Consider the following 15,011-nt stretch of genomic DNA (forward strand, 5'->3'; position numbering starts at 1 on the left):
AGGCGACGAATGCAACGCGGGATGGTTCATGCAAACCGTTGCAAGGGCCGACAGTTTATCAGCAAGTCGCTTCAGAAAAAGGGAATTGCGCAGGGAACCGCTCTCTGCGCATCTTCATCGGACATCCATCCTCATTAAAAATAATGAAATATTTTTTCTTGCTGTGCCTGGCCATCCTCCCTTTGCATACTTCTGCCGACAGCATGGAGAAGGATATCAATGAGTCCGTCGTGACCGTTCCCGTGACGGTCGCCGATATGTATGGGAAGGTCATCACCGGCAAGCTCATCGTGACGCAGTTCAAACCGGTCGGCGACGGGCCGTTTCCGATTGCCATCATCAACCACGGCCGCAGCGGCACCAATCGCGAAAAACCGGGACGTTTCCGCTATACCGATCAGGTGCGGTTTTTTATCAAGCGCGGGTTTGCCGTGTTTGTCCCTACCCGGCTCGGCTATGGCGATACCGGCATCTATCCCGATCCGGAGGAAAGCGGGCAATGTCAAAATAAAAGCTATGCCCCGATGGCAGAGGCGGGCAGCATAGAAATTCTGGCGGTGCTGGACTATGCCAGGCAACTTGCCTATACCAATCCGACGCGCGTATTACTGGTCGGCCAGTCGGTGGGCGGCTATGTGACGACCGCTACAGCGGCTAAAAATCCGCCGGGGGTGATTGCTGCGATTAATTTTGCAGGCGGATCGGGCGGCGATCCGTACGCGCATCCGGGCGTGCCCTGCCAGGGCCAAAAGCTGGAGGCCATGTACGCTCGTTTCGGCGCGACAAGCAAAGTGCCGATGCTGTGGATTTACACCGAAAACGATTATTTTTTTAGCCCTGCCTTCAGTCAGGCATGGAACGCCGCCTTCGTCAAAGCCGGCGGGCAAGCGGAATTCAAATTACTGCCGCCTTATTCCAGCAATGGGCACGCGCTGTTTAGCACAGGCACTCGCCTGTGGAGCCCCATCGTCGCGCAGTTTCTTGAGACGATCCCATTCGACGGACCAACCGCGAAATAATCGGCAGCATCCCGGACGGCGCCACGTCAGCGCGCCAAATTAAGTTGCCCTGCGTCCATCAATCTGATAATAATGTGACAATTATTAATATTGGCGTAGCCCTGCATTCTTTATCTGGGCGGGTTCCATAAAAAAGGTCGTGGGGGGCTTGGGAACAGCGCATAAATTGACAGCAAAACGGGCAACAAATCGGACAACAAAGTCGGCAGCTCAAACAGACAGCTCCAGCGAATACGAATGCGCCCAGGAATATTGTCGACTCCATTCTGCCGTTCCGCAGATTTTTTGAATATTCACAGAATTTGCCGCCAACATGACCACGATTCAACAGTTTGAAGAATTCTCCTCCGCTCCGGACATGGTGGTAGCTCCGCCGCTCCATTCGCCAGAGATGACGCAGCGCTTCAAATATTTGATCGCCAATACTTCCGCGATCATTTACAGCAGCGTGCCGAGCGGGGATTTCAAGATGACCTTCGTCAGCGAAAACGCGCAGCGCATTCTGGGATACGATCCTCAGGAAATGGTCGACGACCCCAATTTCTGGTTCGACCACATCCATCCTGACGACGCCCCCACCGTTTTTTCCAGTCTGGCGCAGCTATTTGTCGAAGGGCAGCGGGCCTACGAATATCGTTTCATGACCAAGGCCGGGCATTACCTCTGGATGCATGACACCTTGCGCCTGATTCGCGATGAACAAAACAATCCGGTGGAAGTCATCGGTTCCCTGACCGACATCACCGACCGCAAGCTCATGGAAGAAGCCTTGCAGCGCACCGGTGAAGAGCAACTCAACCTGATCAATCAATTGACAGACACCCAGGCGCAGCTGCTGCAATCGGAAAAAATGGCCTCCATCGGTCAGCTCGCCGCCGGTGTGGCGCATGAAATCAACAATCCTATCGGCTTCGTCAACTCGAACATGCGTTCGCTGCAAACCTATGTCGATACTTTGCTCAACGTGATCGGGCAGCAAACCAGCATGCTGCTCTCCGACACCGTGGGCGCGGACATTCAACATCAGGCAAAGCAATTGAATGAAAGCGCCGACCTGTCCTATTTGCAAAATGACGTCAAAGATCTGATGAGCGAATCGCTGGATGGTCTCAAGCGGGTCAAGGATATTGTGCAGTCGCTCAAGGATTTTTCACATGTCGGCGAAAGCGAATGGCAGATGGTGGATATCCATAAAGGTCTGGACAGCACCCTGACCATTGCCAGCAATGAATTCAAATATAAAGCTGTCGTCGAGAAGCATTATGGCGATCTGCCGCAGGTGAAAGGTCTGGCGTCGCAGCTGAACCAGGTGTTCATGAACTTGCTGGTCAACGCCGCGCACGCCATCGCGGAAAGAGGAACCATTAGCATTGCTACCGAATGCCGCGATCAATGGGTCTACATCCGCTTTACCGACAGCGGTTGTGGCATTCCTGAAGAAAATATGGCGCGCATCTTTGAGCCGTTTTTCACCACCAAGCCTATCGGCAGCGGCACCGGCCTCGGTCTTTCCCTTTCCTACGGCATCCTCCAGAAACACGGCGGCCGCATCGAAGTACAAAGCACCGTCGGCACCGGCACTACCTTTACGATTTGTTTGCCGGTCGAACAGGGGACGACGCCAGCGTAACGTCTGCCGATCATCCACTGGTGAGCGCGAACACCCGGCAGGCGACGACGCCTGCCCCAGATCAATCCTCTTCGCTACTGCCGCCGATTCCCAGTTCCTGGATCTTGCGCGTGATGGTATTGCGGCCAATTCCCAGCCGGACTGCTGCATCGTTCTTGCGACCATGCGTATGCCTGAGCGCCATCCGGATGACCGTCGCTTCAAACTGACGGCCCAACACATCCATCACATCCGACTGATCCGATTCCAGCATCCGCACCGCTTCTGTTTCAAGTAAATTGAGCCATTGCAGCGCATCGCCTGCGGGGGTGTGCAGTGGGATTCCGGACGATGAGCTTGCGCCGCTCTCAAGCGCATTGTTCAATGTCATGTCAGTACTGACGCGGGCAATGCTGCCGGTCGGCTGCGCGAGCGAGATATGGCTTTCTTCCAATAATTCCCGCGGCATATCCTTGATTTCAACCGTCTGCCCTGGAGCCATCACGGTAATCCAGTTGCACAGGTTTTCCAGCTGACGCACGTTACCGGGCAATTCCAGCGTCGATAAAAACTGCATGGATTGCGGCGACAGACGTTTCGCTTCCACCCCGAGTTGCCGTGCGCTTTGCGCGAGAAAATGGCGGGCCAGAATCGGAATGTCTTCGCTACGCTCACGCAAGCTGGGCAGTCGCAAGCGAATCACATTGAGGCGATGATACAAATCTTCGCGGAACAAGCCTTCGCGCACCCGGTGTTCCAGATTCTGGTGGGTGGCGGCAATCACGCGCACATCGGCTTTCATCGGCTGATGACCGCCCACCCGATAGAAATGTCCGTCCGACAGCACGCGCAGCAAACGCGTCTGCAATTCCAGCGGCATGTCGCCGATTTCATCGAGGAACAGGGTGCCGCCTTCGGCTTGTTCGAAGCGGCCGCGCCGCATGGCCTGCGCGCCGGTGAAAGCGCCGCGCTCATGTCCAAACAATTCGGACTCCAGCAAATCCTTGGGAATGGCCGCCGTATTCAAGGCCACGAACGCTTGCGATGAACGTGGGCTGTGTTTGTGCAGCGCGCGCGCTACCAGCTCTTTTCCCGAACCGGATTCGCCGGTGATAAGCACCGTCACATTCGATTGCGACAGCCGGCCGATGGCGCGAAATACATCTTGCATGGCCGGTGCCTGCCCCAGAATTTCGGGCGTATCGGCAGAAGTTTGCTCGACACTGGCTTCGCGCAGGCTTTCTTCCAGCGCGCGACGGATCAGTTCAACCGCTTTTTCCAGATCGAAAGGCTTGGCCAGATATTCAAAAGCCCCGCCCTGAAACGCGGAGACAGCCGAATCCAGATCGGAAAAAGCGGTAATGATAATGACGGGAATGCCAGGGTGCTTGGTCTTGATCGTTTGCAACAGATCGAGGCCCGAAGCGCCCGGCATGCGGATATCGGAGACCAGTACTTGGGGGGTGTCGGTTTGCAATGCCAGCATGGCATCGCGGGCGCTGGAAAAGCTTCGTGTGACCAGATTTTCTCGCGCCAGGGCTTTTTCCAGCACCCAGCGGATCGATTCATCGTCGTCAACAATCCAGATTGGTTTCATTAGTGTTTCATCCTGTTTTCATACTGTTTATTGATTCGGTCTTCAAATGCCCTGTACACAAAGGTCAAGGCAACGGTATCAATATTCTGAAGTTGGTACATCCCGGCCGGCTTTCGCATTCGATCACGCCCATATGTTGCTGCACAAAAGTTTGCGCCAGCGTCAACCCCAAACCGCTACCACCCTCCCGTCCAGAAACGAGCGGGTAAAAAATCCGGTCCTGAATAGCGGGGGGGATACCGGGGCCGTTATCAATGATATGCAAGTCTAATGCCAGCCTGTATCTGACCTTGGCCAGCGTCACCTGCCGCGCTACGCGCGTCTGCAAAATCAGCTCTGCGTCACCATTGCGGATACGCTCGGCCAGGGCCTGCGCGGCGTTATGCACGATATTGAGCAAAGCCTGTATCAATTGCTCCTGATCACCCCGGAACTCAGGAATCGACAGGTCATAGTCGCGCCGGATGGTCAGACCGCTCTGGAATTCCGCCAGAACCAGACTGCGCACCCGTTCGCACACTTCGTGAATGTTGACGTCGCCCACAATATGCGGACGGCGATGCGGTGCCAGCAAGCGGTCGACCAGCGTTTGCAGCCGGTCGGCTTCCTTGATGATGACTTGCGTGTATTCGCGCAACTCTTTCAGATGGCGCTCCGGCAACTCCATCTCCAGCAATTGCGCCGCGCCGCGAATGCCGCCCAGCGGATTCTTGATTTCATGCGCCAGATTGCGGATCAGCTCCTTGTTGGCCTGACTCTGATCGAGCAGGCGCTCTTCGCGGCTGAGTTTGAGTTGCTGTTCGTTTTCGCGCAGCTCCAGCAAGACCGGCCGCGCGGGATCGTCGAGCGCCGTTACGATCGCATGCACTTGCAACGCTTCGCGCCCTGAGCGTTCCAGCGCCAGATCGAGCCGCTTATCGGCGAACTGGTGCTGTACGGCCTGTTCGAACAGCAAGAGCAGTTCGTCGCCGTTCAAAAACAGATCGCTCAGTTTCTGATGCGACAGCACTTTGAGGGAGCTTTCCAGCAAATTTTCAGCGGCGGCATTAGCGTAAACGATCATGCCGCCGTCGTCGAGAATGATGACTGCCGAGGCCAGTAAATCGAGGCCGTCCAGCGAGGTAGGGGAATTTTTCATACTACGATTCATGAGGGTTGCGCCATGCACACAAGGCGCACAGACGGCGTCGTCGCCATAAAAAAAGGGGAAGCAAGCTTCCCCTTTTCACGATGCCGATCAACGATTACCGGCGTACATTACAAAGCTATTACAGCGAGTAGTACATGTCGAATTCGATAGGATGAGTCGTCATGCGATAGCGCTGCACTTCCTGACCCTTCAGTTCGAGGTAAGCATCAATCATGCTGTCGGAGAACACACCGCCGCGCGTCAGGAATTCTCTGTCGTTGTTGAGGTGTTCCAGTGCTTCTTCCAGCGAAGCGCAGACAGTTGGGATCAACTTGTCTTCTTCTGGCGGCAAATGGTACAGATCCTTCGTGGCAGCTTCGCCCGGATGGATCTTGTTCTGCACGCCATCCAGACCCGCCATCAACAGTGCGGCGAAGCACAGGTAAGGATTGGCCAGTGGATCAGGGAAACGTGTTTCGATGCGGCGACCCTTTGGATTCGGCACATGCGGGATACGGATAGAAGCGGAACGGTTACGGGCCGAATACGCCAGCTTGACCGGTGCTTCAAAACCTGGAACCAGACGCTTGTACGAGTTAGTACCCGGGTTAGTAATCGCATTGAGCGCTTTAGCATGCTTGATGATGCCGCCGATGTAGTACAGCGCGAAATCGGACAGACCGGCATAGCCGTCGCCAGCGAACAGGTTCTTGCCATCTTTCCAGACCGATTGATGCACGTGCATGCCGGAACCGTTATCACCGACCAGTGGCTTAGGCATGAAAGTCGCCGTTTTGCCATAGGTATGGGCCACGTTCCAGACCACGTATTTCAATGTCTGAGTCCAGTCAGCGCGCTCGACCAGAGTCGAGAAGCGGGTGCCCAGTTCGTTTTGACCGGCGCCAGCGACTTCATGGTGATGCACTTCCACCGGAATGCCCAGGGCTTCCAGAATCAGCGACATTTCCGAACGCATGTCCTGGCAGCTATCGACTGGAGGAACAGGGAAATAACCACCCTTGACGGTAGGACGGTGACCGGTATTGCCGCCTTCGAGCTTGGCGCCGGTGCTCCACGATGCTTCTTCGGATTCGATCTTGACGAACGAGCCGGACATGTCCGCGCCCCAACGTACGCCGTCGAAGATGAAAAATTCTGGCTCAGGACCGAAGTAGGCGGTGTCGCCCAGACCGGATGCCTTGAGGTAGGCTTCAGCGCGCTTGGCGATCGAACGTGGATCACGGTCGTAACCCTTGCCATCGGCCGGTTCGATCACGTCACATTGCATGAACAATGTGGTTTCTTCCATGAACGGATCGATATTCGCGGTGTTAGGGTCTGGAATCAGGATCATGTCCGAAGACTCGATACCCTTCCAGCCGGCGATCGACGAACCGTCGAATGCGTGACCGGATTCAAATTTGTCCATGTCAAAATGCGAAACAGGAACCGTGACGTGCTGCTCTTTACCACGCGTGTCGGCAAAGCGAAAATCGACAAATTTAACTTCATTGTCCTTAACCATCTTCAAAACTTCTGCGGCCGTCCTTGCCATGCGAATCTCCTAAAACGTGGGAAGAGTAATGTAAAACTAAAATTGGATTGAGCCGTTTGGGTGCGCTTTGTAGCCACTCTGTCATGCACTCTGGCGCAACGAGCGACAAGGCAGCCAATGATCCGGCAGAACTCAGCGGGATAATAGCAGATTCCATGCCACCGGGTTTCGTACAAAATCCAAATGAAAATGAGAAATTTAAGCAGCTTCCCTGGCAAAAAAACCAAAAATGCAGGATTCCTAAAATATAAACATACTCCGATTATTTTTTAACGCCTCAAAATAGTGCGCAGTCATTTTTGCGCACTATTTTGGCGCATAGGGCTCAGACCGGTACAGAGGATGAACATGGACTATAATTTTTGCATAGCGGCTACACGCTCCCCAACCAGTTCCTAGGAAAGGAATCTCGCCATGACATCACTCCCCCCTATCATTGCCAGTGCCATCAAGTCTGGATCGGATCAGCAACTGAGCTACGCTGGCGCAGTCTCACCGCACCAGGCCTTCTCCCTCTTGCAAAGCAACGCCAACATTTTTCTGATCGACGTACGCACTAAAGCCGAGCGCGACTGGGTGGGACAAGTCGCGCTCCCCCCGGCACAACACTTCTCAGTACAGTGGAATTTATATCCCGAAGGCCGCCCCAATCCTCATTTTCTGGATGAATTGCACCAAATAGCAGCAGATCGTGAAAACGTCCTGCTGTTTTTGTGCCGCAGCGGGGTACGCTCAAAAGCAGCCGCAACCGCTGCCACTAAGGCAGGCTACCGTCACTGCTTCGATATTTTGCAAGGTTTCGAAGGCGGCAAGGATGCGCAAGGGCATCGCAAAATGATCGATGGCTGGTGCTATGCCGGCTTGCCCTGGACCGGCGCCTGATTAGCGGAGGACTGAATCCCCGATACCCTACGGCCTCCTCCACCTGTTTTTTACACTTTATTACGCTCTCAACGCCCGACGTTTGCCATACTGCACTTACTCTTTTTAAAGTGGACAAGGTCAGTATGGGCAATTCCCTTCGCACAGGCCACCCTTTCTCCAGGCACAGATCCGTCCGCTTAGCGCCCAGGTTAACGCGCAGGCTAGTCGTCACCCTCCTCCTGCTCAGCCTGACCGGAATCGCCCGGGCGCAAGCGCTGACAGCGCAGGAAAAAGCACTGCACGTCCTTAATCGACTCGGCTACGGCCCGGCTCCCGGCGACATGGAAAACGTCACCCGCATGGGCCCGCAGCGCTATATTGAGCAACAACTGCATCCTGAGAGAATCGCCCTGCCGCCGCAGCTACTGGCGAAGCTCGACAGCCTCCCCACCACCAGAATGAACGCCACGCAGTTGTACGTGCAATACGGCCCGCCCTCGTTCCCGCCCAAGGATGCGACGCAAGAGGAAAAAACCGCCGCGCAGCAACGCGCCGGCAAGGAAATCACGCCGCAAGCGCATCTCGCCCGTCTGTGGCAAGCCAGCGAAAGTCCACGCCAGTTGCAAGAAGTGATGACCGAATTCTGGTTCAATCACTTCAATGTTTTCGAAGGCAAGGAATGGGTGCGCTACTGGGAAGCCGATTACGAAAAAAATGCACTGCGTCCCAACGCGCTCGGCAATTTCCGCCAGTTGCTCGGTGCCGTCGCACATCACCCGGCGATGCTGTATTACCTGGATAACTGGCTCAGCAGCGGCGTCAACACGCCGGAAGCCAAAGGCCGCTTCAAGGGCCTCAATGAAAACTATGCCCGCGAACTGATGGAGCTGCATACGCTGGGCGTCAACGGCGGCTATACGCAAGACGATGTAATCGCCCTGGCGCGCCTGCTCAGCGGCTGGACCATCGACGAAAAAGGCATGCGAGAAGGTTTATCGCCCTTCGTCTTTAATCCGCGCCGACATGATGGCGCGCCCAAAGTGTTCCTCGGCCAGAGGATAAGCGGTGGCGGCGAACAAGATGCGGAGCGGGCGCTCGACATCCTGGCCGCCAGCCCGGCAACCGCCCGTTTTATTTCCACCAAACTGGTGCGCTATTTTGTCTCCGACCAGCCTGATCCTCATCTGGTCGAGCAACTGAGCCGACGCTTCCTGGACACCCACGGCGACATCCGCGCCGTCTTGCAAAGCTTGTTCGACAGTCCTTCATTCTGGGATCGCAACAATTATCAAAGCCAGTTCAAGACGCCCTACCAATACGTACTGTCCTCGCTGCGCGCCAGCGGCTTGCCGATCCTGAATCAGAAACCGGTAGAAGGCATCCTCAACCAACTGGGGATGCCCTTATACGGCTGGCTGACGCCGGAGGGCTACCAATTTTCGGAAGCAGCCTGGCTCAGTCCCGACGCCCTGCTACGCCGCATTAATTTCGCCAGCGGACTAGGCAACGGCAAGTCGCCCATCGCCCGGCCGGACGGCGCACCCGCCAACAATTTCCCGGCGGCCATCGATCCGCGCCAATTGATGCTGACCTTAGCCCCCACGCTAAGCGCCGACCGCATGGAAAAAATACTCGCCGCGCCGACCAATTTGCAGACCGCACTCATACTGGGCGGCCCCGACTTCATGAAGCGTTGAACACGCAGGTCAAGGACATACCATGCAACGACGAGAATTCCTCCGCTACGCCGCACTGGCCAGTAGCGGCGCGCTAGTGGTACCGATTGGCTTATCCGGCTGCGCGGTAGTCGCGACCGATAAAAGCGCGGGTACCGCCTCCAGACCGCCTGCGCCGGTGGTCTACGACGGCCCCAGCAAACGGGCGCACGCCAACGGCAACGGCGCACCGCGTCTGGTGGTGGTTTTTCTGCGCGGCGCAGTCGATGGCTTGAACGTCGTCGTGCCGCACGCCGACCCGGAATATTACCGGGCGCGTCCCGGCATTGCCGTCGCTCGTCCCGGCGCAGCCAACGGGGCCATCGACCTGACCGGTTATTTCGGCTTGCATCCGGCGCTGCGCCCACTGCATCCCTATTGGGATAGCGGACAACTCGCTTTCGTCCACGCCTCCGGCTCGCCCGATAGTTCGCGTTCGCACTTCGAAGCGCAGGATTTCATGGAAACCGGCACGCCAGGGCAACACAATACGCCGGACGGCTGGATGAATCGCCTGATGGGATTCTTGCCGCAGACAGAATCGCCGCTGCAAGCCTTGACGCTGGGCGAAACCACGCCGCGCATTCTGGTCGGCAAACAAGTCATCGCCAATATGCCCACCGGACGCGACGCCGGACGTCCGACCGCCATCGATCAGCCGCGGATCAGCGATAGTTTCAACAGCGCCTATGCCGCCAACGACAATCTGGGCAAAGCTTTTCGGGACGGTCTGGCAGCGCGCAAGAAAATGCTGTCGGAAATCAATGCCAACGACGAACAGAAAATGGCCAACAATGGCGCGCCTTTGCCGAACGGACTGGCGCTGGACACCGCTCGCCTGGGACGTCTGATGCGCAACGACCCGCGTATCCGCCTGAGTTTTCTGGCCGTCGGCGGTTGGGATACGCATGCCAATCAGGGCAGCGGTACGGGTCAGTTAGCCAATCGGCTGGCACCTTTAGCCGACGGATTGGCCACGCTGGCGAAAGAGTTAGGCCCGGCGTTCAACGACACCGTCATCGTGGTGCTGTCCGAATTCGGCCGCACCTTTACCGAAAACGGCAACGGCGGCACCGATCACGGACATGGCAATGTGATGTGGCTATTGGGGGGAAATGTGCGGGGAAAGGCCGTCTACGGCCAATGGCCGGGGCTGAGCAAGGCAGCGCTCAACGAAGGCCGCGATCTCGCCATCACTACCGATTTCCGGTCGGTGCTGGCGTCGCTGGGAGAAAAACATATGCGCATACCCGATTCAGCGTTGCAGAAGATTTTTCCGCAATTTTCCGGGTATCGGGCGGCTTCGCACAATTATTTGCTGTAGCTGAACTGCGCCGGGGTAACAGCGGAAAAAACCGCCGGGGAAGCCTCAGCGCAAAGAAAAGCTTTAGTTAACCCTTCAGTCTGCCCCTCAGTTACCTTCAATTACCACCTTCAATTACTTTCAGTCAGCCTCTTCTATCCACGCCGCCTGAATCGCTTCCAGCACTTTTTCGCCGGCGCGATTGGCGTCGTCGTCAAAGCCATCAAGTTCCATGACCCAGCGGTGCAGGTCGGTGAAACGAACCGTCTTCGGATCGATCTCGGGAAACTTGTCGTTCAACTCTTCCGCAATCGTTTGAATATCAACCCATTTCATAGGAATACCTCAATGATTTTCGCTGACTTGGTTGATGGTGTATTTCGGAATTTCAATCACCAGATCGGTGTCGCCCAGCATGACCTGACACGACAGACGTGAATTGGCTTCCAGGCCCCAGGCCATGTCGAGCAAATCTTCTTCCTTGTCGGTCGGCTCATTGAGCGCCTCAAAGCCTTCGCGAACGACCACATGGCAGGTAGTGCAGGCGCAGGATTTTTCACAAGCGTGTTCGATATCAACATCGCTGTTAAGCATGGCGTCGCACAGCGAGGTACCGGCCGGGGCGTCGATGACGGCGCCGCCGGGGCATAAAGTAGGGTGTGGCAGGATAACGATCTGTGGCACGGGGTTTACCTCAATAATGAATTACAACTCGCTCAGTTTTTTTCCGGTCAGCGCGGCATGCACGCTGCGGTCCATGCGCTTGGCCGCGAAATCTTCGGTGCCATGCGCAAGGGCATCAATCGCCGCTTTGATCGCCAGATGGTCGCTGCCTTTGGCGCTCTCCGCCGTCAGCGCAATCAGTGTGGCAATGGTGGCCGCTTCGCCCTCCGACAGCAAGGCGCGGTCGGCATTCAGGGCGGCTTGCGTCGCTTCCACGATGCGTTCGGCTTCGACTTGTTCTTCGCGCAATTTGCGCTGCTGCATATCGGTATCGGCCGACTGGTAAGCCTCTTGCAGCATGCGGGCGATCTGATCGTCCTCCAGCCCATAAGAGGGCTTGACGGTGATGGCGGCTTCGACACCCGATTTCATTTCACGCGCCGCGACCGACAGCAAGCCATCGGCATCCACCTGATACGTCACGCGAATACGCGCTGCACCGGCGGCCATAGGCGGGATGCCGCGCAGCTCGAAGCGCGCCAGTGAACGGCAATCGCTGACCAGTTCGCGTTCGCCCTGCACCACATGCACCGCCAATGCGGTCTGTCCATCTTTGAAAGTGGTGAATTCCTGCGCACGCGCGCAAGGAATAGTCGAATTGCGGGGAATGACTTTTTCCGCCAGTCCACCCATGGTTTCGATGCCGAGCGACAGCGGGATCACATCCAGCAGCAGCCAGTCGTCGCCATTGGCGCGGTTGCCGGCCAGCAGATTGGCCTGAATCGCCGCGCCAAGAGCGACGACTTTGTCGGGATCGATATTGGCCAGCGGTACGGTCTGGAAAAAATCGCCGACGGCCTTGCGCACTTGCGGCATGCGCGTAGCACCACCGACCAGCACCACGCCGTCGATATCTTCGATATTCAATCCGGCATCGCGTAGAGCCTTGCGGGTCGGCGTGATGGTTTTGACGACCAGATGCTGCGTCAGCGCGACGAATTCCTCGGTACTCAGCAGCAGATGGACTTCTTCACCGGAATTGAGTACGGCGTCGATACGGGTTTCGGTATGCGTCGAAAGCAATTCTTTGGCTTCGCGTGCCTTGACCATCAGAATGCGCGTGTCTTCATGCGACAGTGGTGCCAGTTGCGCTTCTGCGCCTATCCAGCAAAACAGGCGGTGGTCGAAATCGTCGCCGCCCAGCGCGGCATCGCCGCCGGTGGCCAGGACTTCAAACACGCCCTTGGTCAGCTTCAGGATGGAGACATCGAAGGTGCCGCCGCCCAGATCGTAGACGGCGAAGATGCCTTCCGAGCCATTGTCGAGGCCGTAGGCAATCGCCGCGGCAGTCGGTTCGTTGAGCAGGCGCAGCACGTTCAGTCCGGCCAATTGCGCCGCATCTTTGGTGGCCTGACGTTGGGCATCGTCGAAATAAGCCGGTACGGTAATAACGGCACCGACTAAATCATCGCCCAGCGCGTCTTCCGCCATCTGCCGCAGAGTAGCCAGAATCTGGGCCGAGACTTCGACCGGGCTTTTTACACCCGCAACGGTTTTGATTTGCACCATGCCCGGCGCATCCTGAAAATCGTAGGGCAGATTTTCTGCATGGGCGATGTCTTTCAGACCCCGACCCATGAAGCGCTTGACCGACACCACGGTATTTTTAGGATCGGTCGTTTGCGCTGCCTGTGCCTTATAGCCGATATGCGCGTTGCCATCCGGCAGATAGCGCACGATAGATGGCAGCAGGCTGCGCCCTTGCTCGTCGCTCAGTATTTCGGGGACGCTGTTACGCACCGTGGCGACCAGCGAGTTGGTGGTGCCGAGATCGATCCCCACCGCCAGCCGATGCTGATGCGGTGCGGTGGACATGCCGGGTTCGGAGATTTGAAGTAGCGCCATAATTAATTAAGGTCGTGCATTTGATTGTTACGTTTTATTGCGGCGTTGTATTGCGGCGTTTTATTGCGGCGTTGTATTGCTGCGCTGTATTGCTGCATTTTATTGCTCCAGCAAAGCAAAGGCGTCACCGATTTCCTCGGCGAATTTCTCAAGGAACATCAATTGCCTGACCTGCGTTGCGGCGGCAGCGTAGTCGTCCTTGTCGAGCAAGTTAGCGATGCTGGCGATCTGCGCCTTGAGCGCACTGCGTAGCGCTGCATCCAGACCATCGAGTGCGCTGCTGTCGCGGCTGTGTTTGACGTCATCGAGCTCTTCGCGCCATTCCATTTGCTGCATCAGAAAACCCGGGGCCATGGCGGTATTGGTTTCAGTTTGCAGATCAATGCCATGCAATTCGCACATATAGCGGGCGCGCTTGAGCGGGCTTTTTAGTGTGCGATAGGCTTCGTTGGCACGCGTGGCCCATTGCATCGCAACGCGTTTTTCGGCGTCGCCGGCATGCGCAAATTTATCGGGATGCACCTGGCTCTGGACTTCGTGGTACGCCTTGTCGAGTGCCGCGCCGTCCATCTCGAAGCGCGCCGGCAAATGGAATAAGTCGAAGTGATTTTGCATGGCTAGAAAAAAAATAGCCGTTTCTTACCGCAAACGGCTTGATGCAAACAGGGTGGGGATATCCGGGAGTACTCCCCGGAATCGGGCAGCATCAACAAGGGCATGCAGACGCCGAATTCGGATGCGAGAGTCAGATACGAAAGTCAGATACGGAAACTTTCGCCACAGCCGCATTCATCTTTGACATTGGGATTCTGAAACTTGAATCCTTCGTTCAGTCCTTCGCGGGCGAAATCGAGTTCAGTACCATCGATATATGGCAAGCTCTTTGGATCGACGAAAACCCGCACGCCGTGGGATTCAAACATCGCATCCTCGGCTGCGACTTCATCGACGTATTCCAGCTTGTACGCCAACCCGGAACAGCCCGTGGTGCGCACGCCCAGACGCAAGCCGAGACCTTTGCCGCGCCGTTCCATGTAGCGGCTGATGTGCTTGGCCGCTTTTTCAGTCAATGTAATGGTCATGTTGCCCGCCTTCTCTATTCCGTTCCAATTACGTTGCAAACCCGTTCCAAACCCTACCTTGCCGCGTCTGAACGGGGCAAGGCATTGCAACTTACTGCGCAGCGACTTGCTTAGGCAGCCGCTACTTCAACTACGGCAGCGTGCTTGGTTTTGTAATCCAGCACAGCGGCCTTGATCGCATCTTCTGCCAGGATAGAGCAGTGGATTTTGACCGGTGGCAGCGCCAGTTCTTCAGCGATATGCGTGTTTTTAATCAGCAATGCCTGATCAAGTGTCTTGCCCTTGACCCATTCGGTGACCAAGGATGAGGAGGCAATAGCCGATCCGCAACCGTAGGTTTTGAATTTGGCATCCTGAATCACGCCGTCCGCGCCGACCTTGATTTGCAGCTTCATCACGTCGCCGCAAGCTGGCGCGCCGACCATGCCGGTGCCGATGGTGTCGTCGCCTTTTTCAAAGGCGCCGACGTTACGTGGGTTTTCGTAGTGATCAAGAACTTCTTTTGAATAAGCCATGGTGATACTCCTTCTAAGATGATTACCTGCCGCACACAAGCAGCTGCGCGGCACA

General features: G+C 56.3%; 14 protein-coding genes. 5 read left to right on the forward strand and 9 right to left on the reverse strand.

Annotated elements, in window-relative coordinates:
* Positions 1-143 precede the first annotated feature (143 nt).
* Both RGU70_RS15185 and RGU70_RS15190 read left to right on the forward strand, forming a co-directional pair.
* Positions 144-1,019 carry a dienelactone hydrolase family protein gene (locus tag RGU70_RS15185; RefSeq protein WP_322210229.1) on the forward strand — a complete coding sequence of 292 codons (876 nt, stop codon included), beginning with the start codon at positions 144-146 and terminating at the stop codon, positions 1,017-1,019.
* A 358-nt stretch (positions 1,020-1,377) separates the two neighbouring features.
* Positions 1,378-2,649: an ATP-binding protein gene (locus RGU70_RS15190; protein WP_322210822.1), complete on the forward strand. Its 1,272-nt coding sequence runs from the start codon at positions 1,378-1,380 to the stop codon at positions 2,647-2,649.
* Between the two features lie 61 nt (positions 2,650-2,710).
* On the opposite strand, the gene ntrC is transcribed toward RGU70_RS15190, so the two are convergent.
* The 3 genes from ntrC to glnA form a co-directional block, all read right to left on the reverse strand.
* Positions 2,711-4,225: a nitrogen regulation protein NR(I) gene (ntrC, locus tag RGU70_RS15195; protein ID WP_322210230.1), complete on the reverse strand. Its 1,515-nt coding sequence runs from the start codon at positions 4,223-4,225 to the stop codon at positions 2,711-2,713.
* A gap of 64 nt (positions 4,226-4,289) precedes the next feature.
* Entirely contained in the window at positions 4,290-5,363 is a 1,074-nt protein-coding gene (gene glnL, locus RGU70_RS15200) for a nitrogen regulation protein NR(II) (RefSeq protein ID WP_322210231.1), read from the reverse strand.
* A 130-nt stretch (positions 5,364-5,493) separates the two neighbouring features.
* Positions 5,494-6,909 (reverse strand): type I glutamate--ammonia ligase, encoded by a 1,416-nt coding sequence (gene glnA / locus RGU70_RS15205; protein ID WP_322210232.1) that lies wholly within the window; start codon positions 6,907-6,909, stop codon positions 5,494-5,496.
* Positions 6,910-7,323: 414 nt separating this feature from the next.
* On the opposite strand from glnA, the gene RGU70_RS15210 reads away from it, so the two are divergent.
* The 3 genes from RGU70_RS15210 (at position 7,324) to RGU70_RS15220 (ending at position 10,812) form a co-directional block, all read left to right on the forward strand.
* Positions 7,324-7,791 carry a rhodanese-like domain-containing protein gene (locus tag RGU70_RS15210; protein ID WP_322210233.1) on the forward strand — a complete coding sequence of 156 codons (468 nt, stop codon included), beginning with the start codon at positions 7,324-7,326 and terminating at the stop codon, positions 7,789-7,791.
* Positions 7,792-7,916: 125 nt separating this feature from the next.
* On the forward strand, positions 7,917-9,470 hold the full coding sequence (locus RGU70_RS15215) for a DUF1800 domain-containing protein (RefSeq protein WP_322210234.1): 1,554 nt from the start codon (positions 7,917-7,919) through the stop codon (positions 9,468-9,470).
* A gap of 22 nt (positions 9,471-9,492) precedes the next feature.
* Positions 9,493-10,812: a DUF1501 domain-containing protein gene (locus RGU70_RS15220; RefSeq protein WP_322210235.1), complete on the forward strand. Its 1,320-nt coding sequence runs from the start codon at positions 9,493-9,495 to the stop codon at positions 10,810-10,812.
* A gap of 120 nt (positions 10,813-10,932) precedes the next feature.
* Here RGU70_RS15220 and iscX read toward each other — a convergent pair whose 3' ends face one another.
* From iscX to iscU, 6 genes are all read right to left on the reverse strand, one after another.
* Positions 10,933-11,127: a Fe-S cluster assembly protein IscX gene (gene iscX / locus RGU70_RS15225; protein WP_322210236.1), complete on the reverse strand. Its 195-nt coding sequence runs from the start codon at positions 11,125-11,127 to the stop codon at positions 10,933-10,935.
* A gap of 9 nt (positions 11,128-11,136) precedes the next feature.
* Entirely contained in the window at positions 11,137-11,475 is a 339-nt protein-coding gene (gene fdx, locus RGU70_RS15230; RefSeq protein WP_322210237.1) for an ISC system 2Fe-2S type ferredoxin, read from the reverse strand.
* 21 nt (positions 11,476-11,496) lie between these two features.
* Entirely contained in the window at positions 11,497-13,359 is a 1,863-nt protein-coding gene (gene hscA, locus RGU70_RS15235; protein WP_322210238.1) for a Fe-S protein assembly chaperone HscA, read from the reverse strand.
* A 99-nt stretch (positions 13,360-13,458) separates the two neighbouring features.
* On the reverse strand, positions 13,459-13,974 hold the full coding sequence (hscB, locus tag RGU70_RS15240; RefSeq protein ID WP_322210239.1) for a Fe-S protein assembly co-chaperone HscB: 516 nt from the start codon (positions 13,972-13,974) through the stop codon (positions 13,459-13,461).
* A 143-nt stretch (positions 13,975-14,117) separates the two neighbouring features.
* Complete coding sequence (iscA, locus tag RGU70_RS15245; protein WP_322210240.1) at positions 14,118-14,441, reverse strand: iron-sulfur cluster assembly protein IscA; 324 nt, start codon at positions 14,439-14,441, stop codon at positions 14,118-14,120.
* Between the two features lie 110 nt (positions 14,442-14,551).
* Entirely contained in the window at positions 14,552-14,956 is a 405-nt protein-coding gene (gene iscU, locus RGU70_RS15250; protein WP_322210241.1) for a Fe-S cluster assembly scaffold IscU, read from the reverse strand.
* Between the last annotated feature and the right edge of the window lie 55 nt (positions 14,957-15,011).

Origin of the sequence: Herbaspirillum sp. RTI4, from assembly GCF_034313965.1 — a bacterium.
In the GTDB taxonomy this organism is placed as follows: domain Bacteria; phylum Pseudomonadota; class Gammaproteobacteria; order Burkholderiales; family Burkholderiaceae_D; genus Herbaspirillum.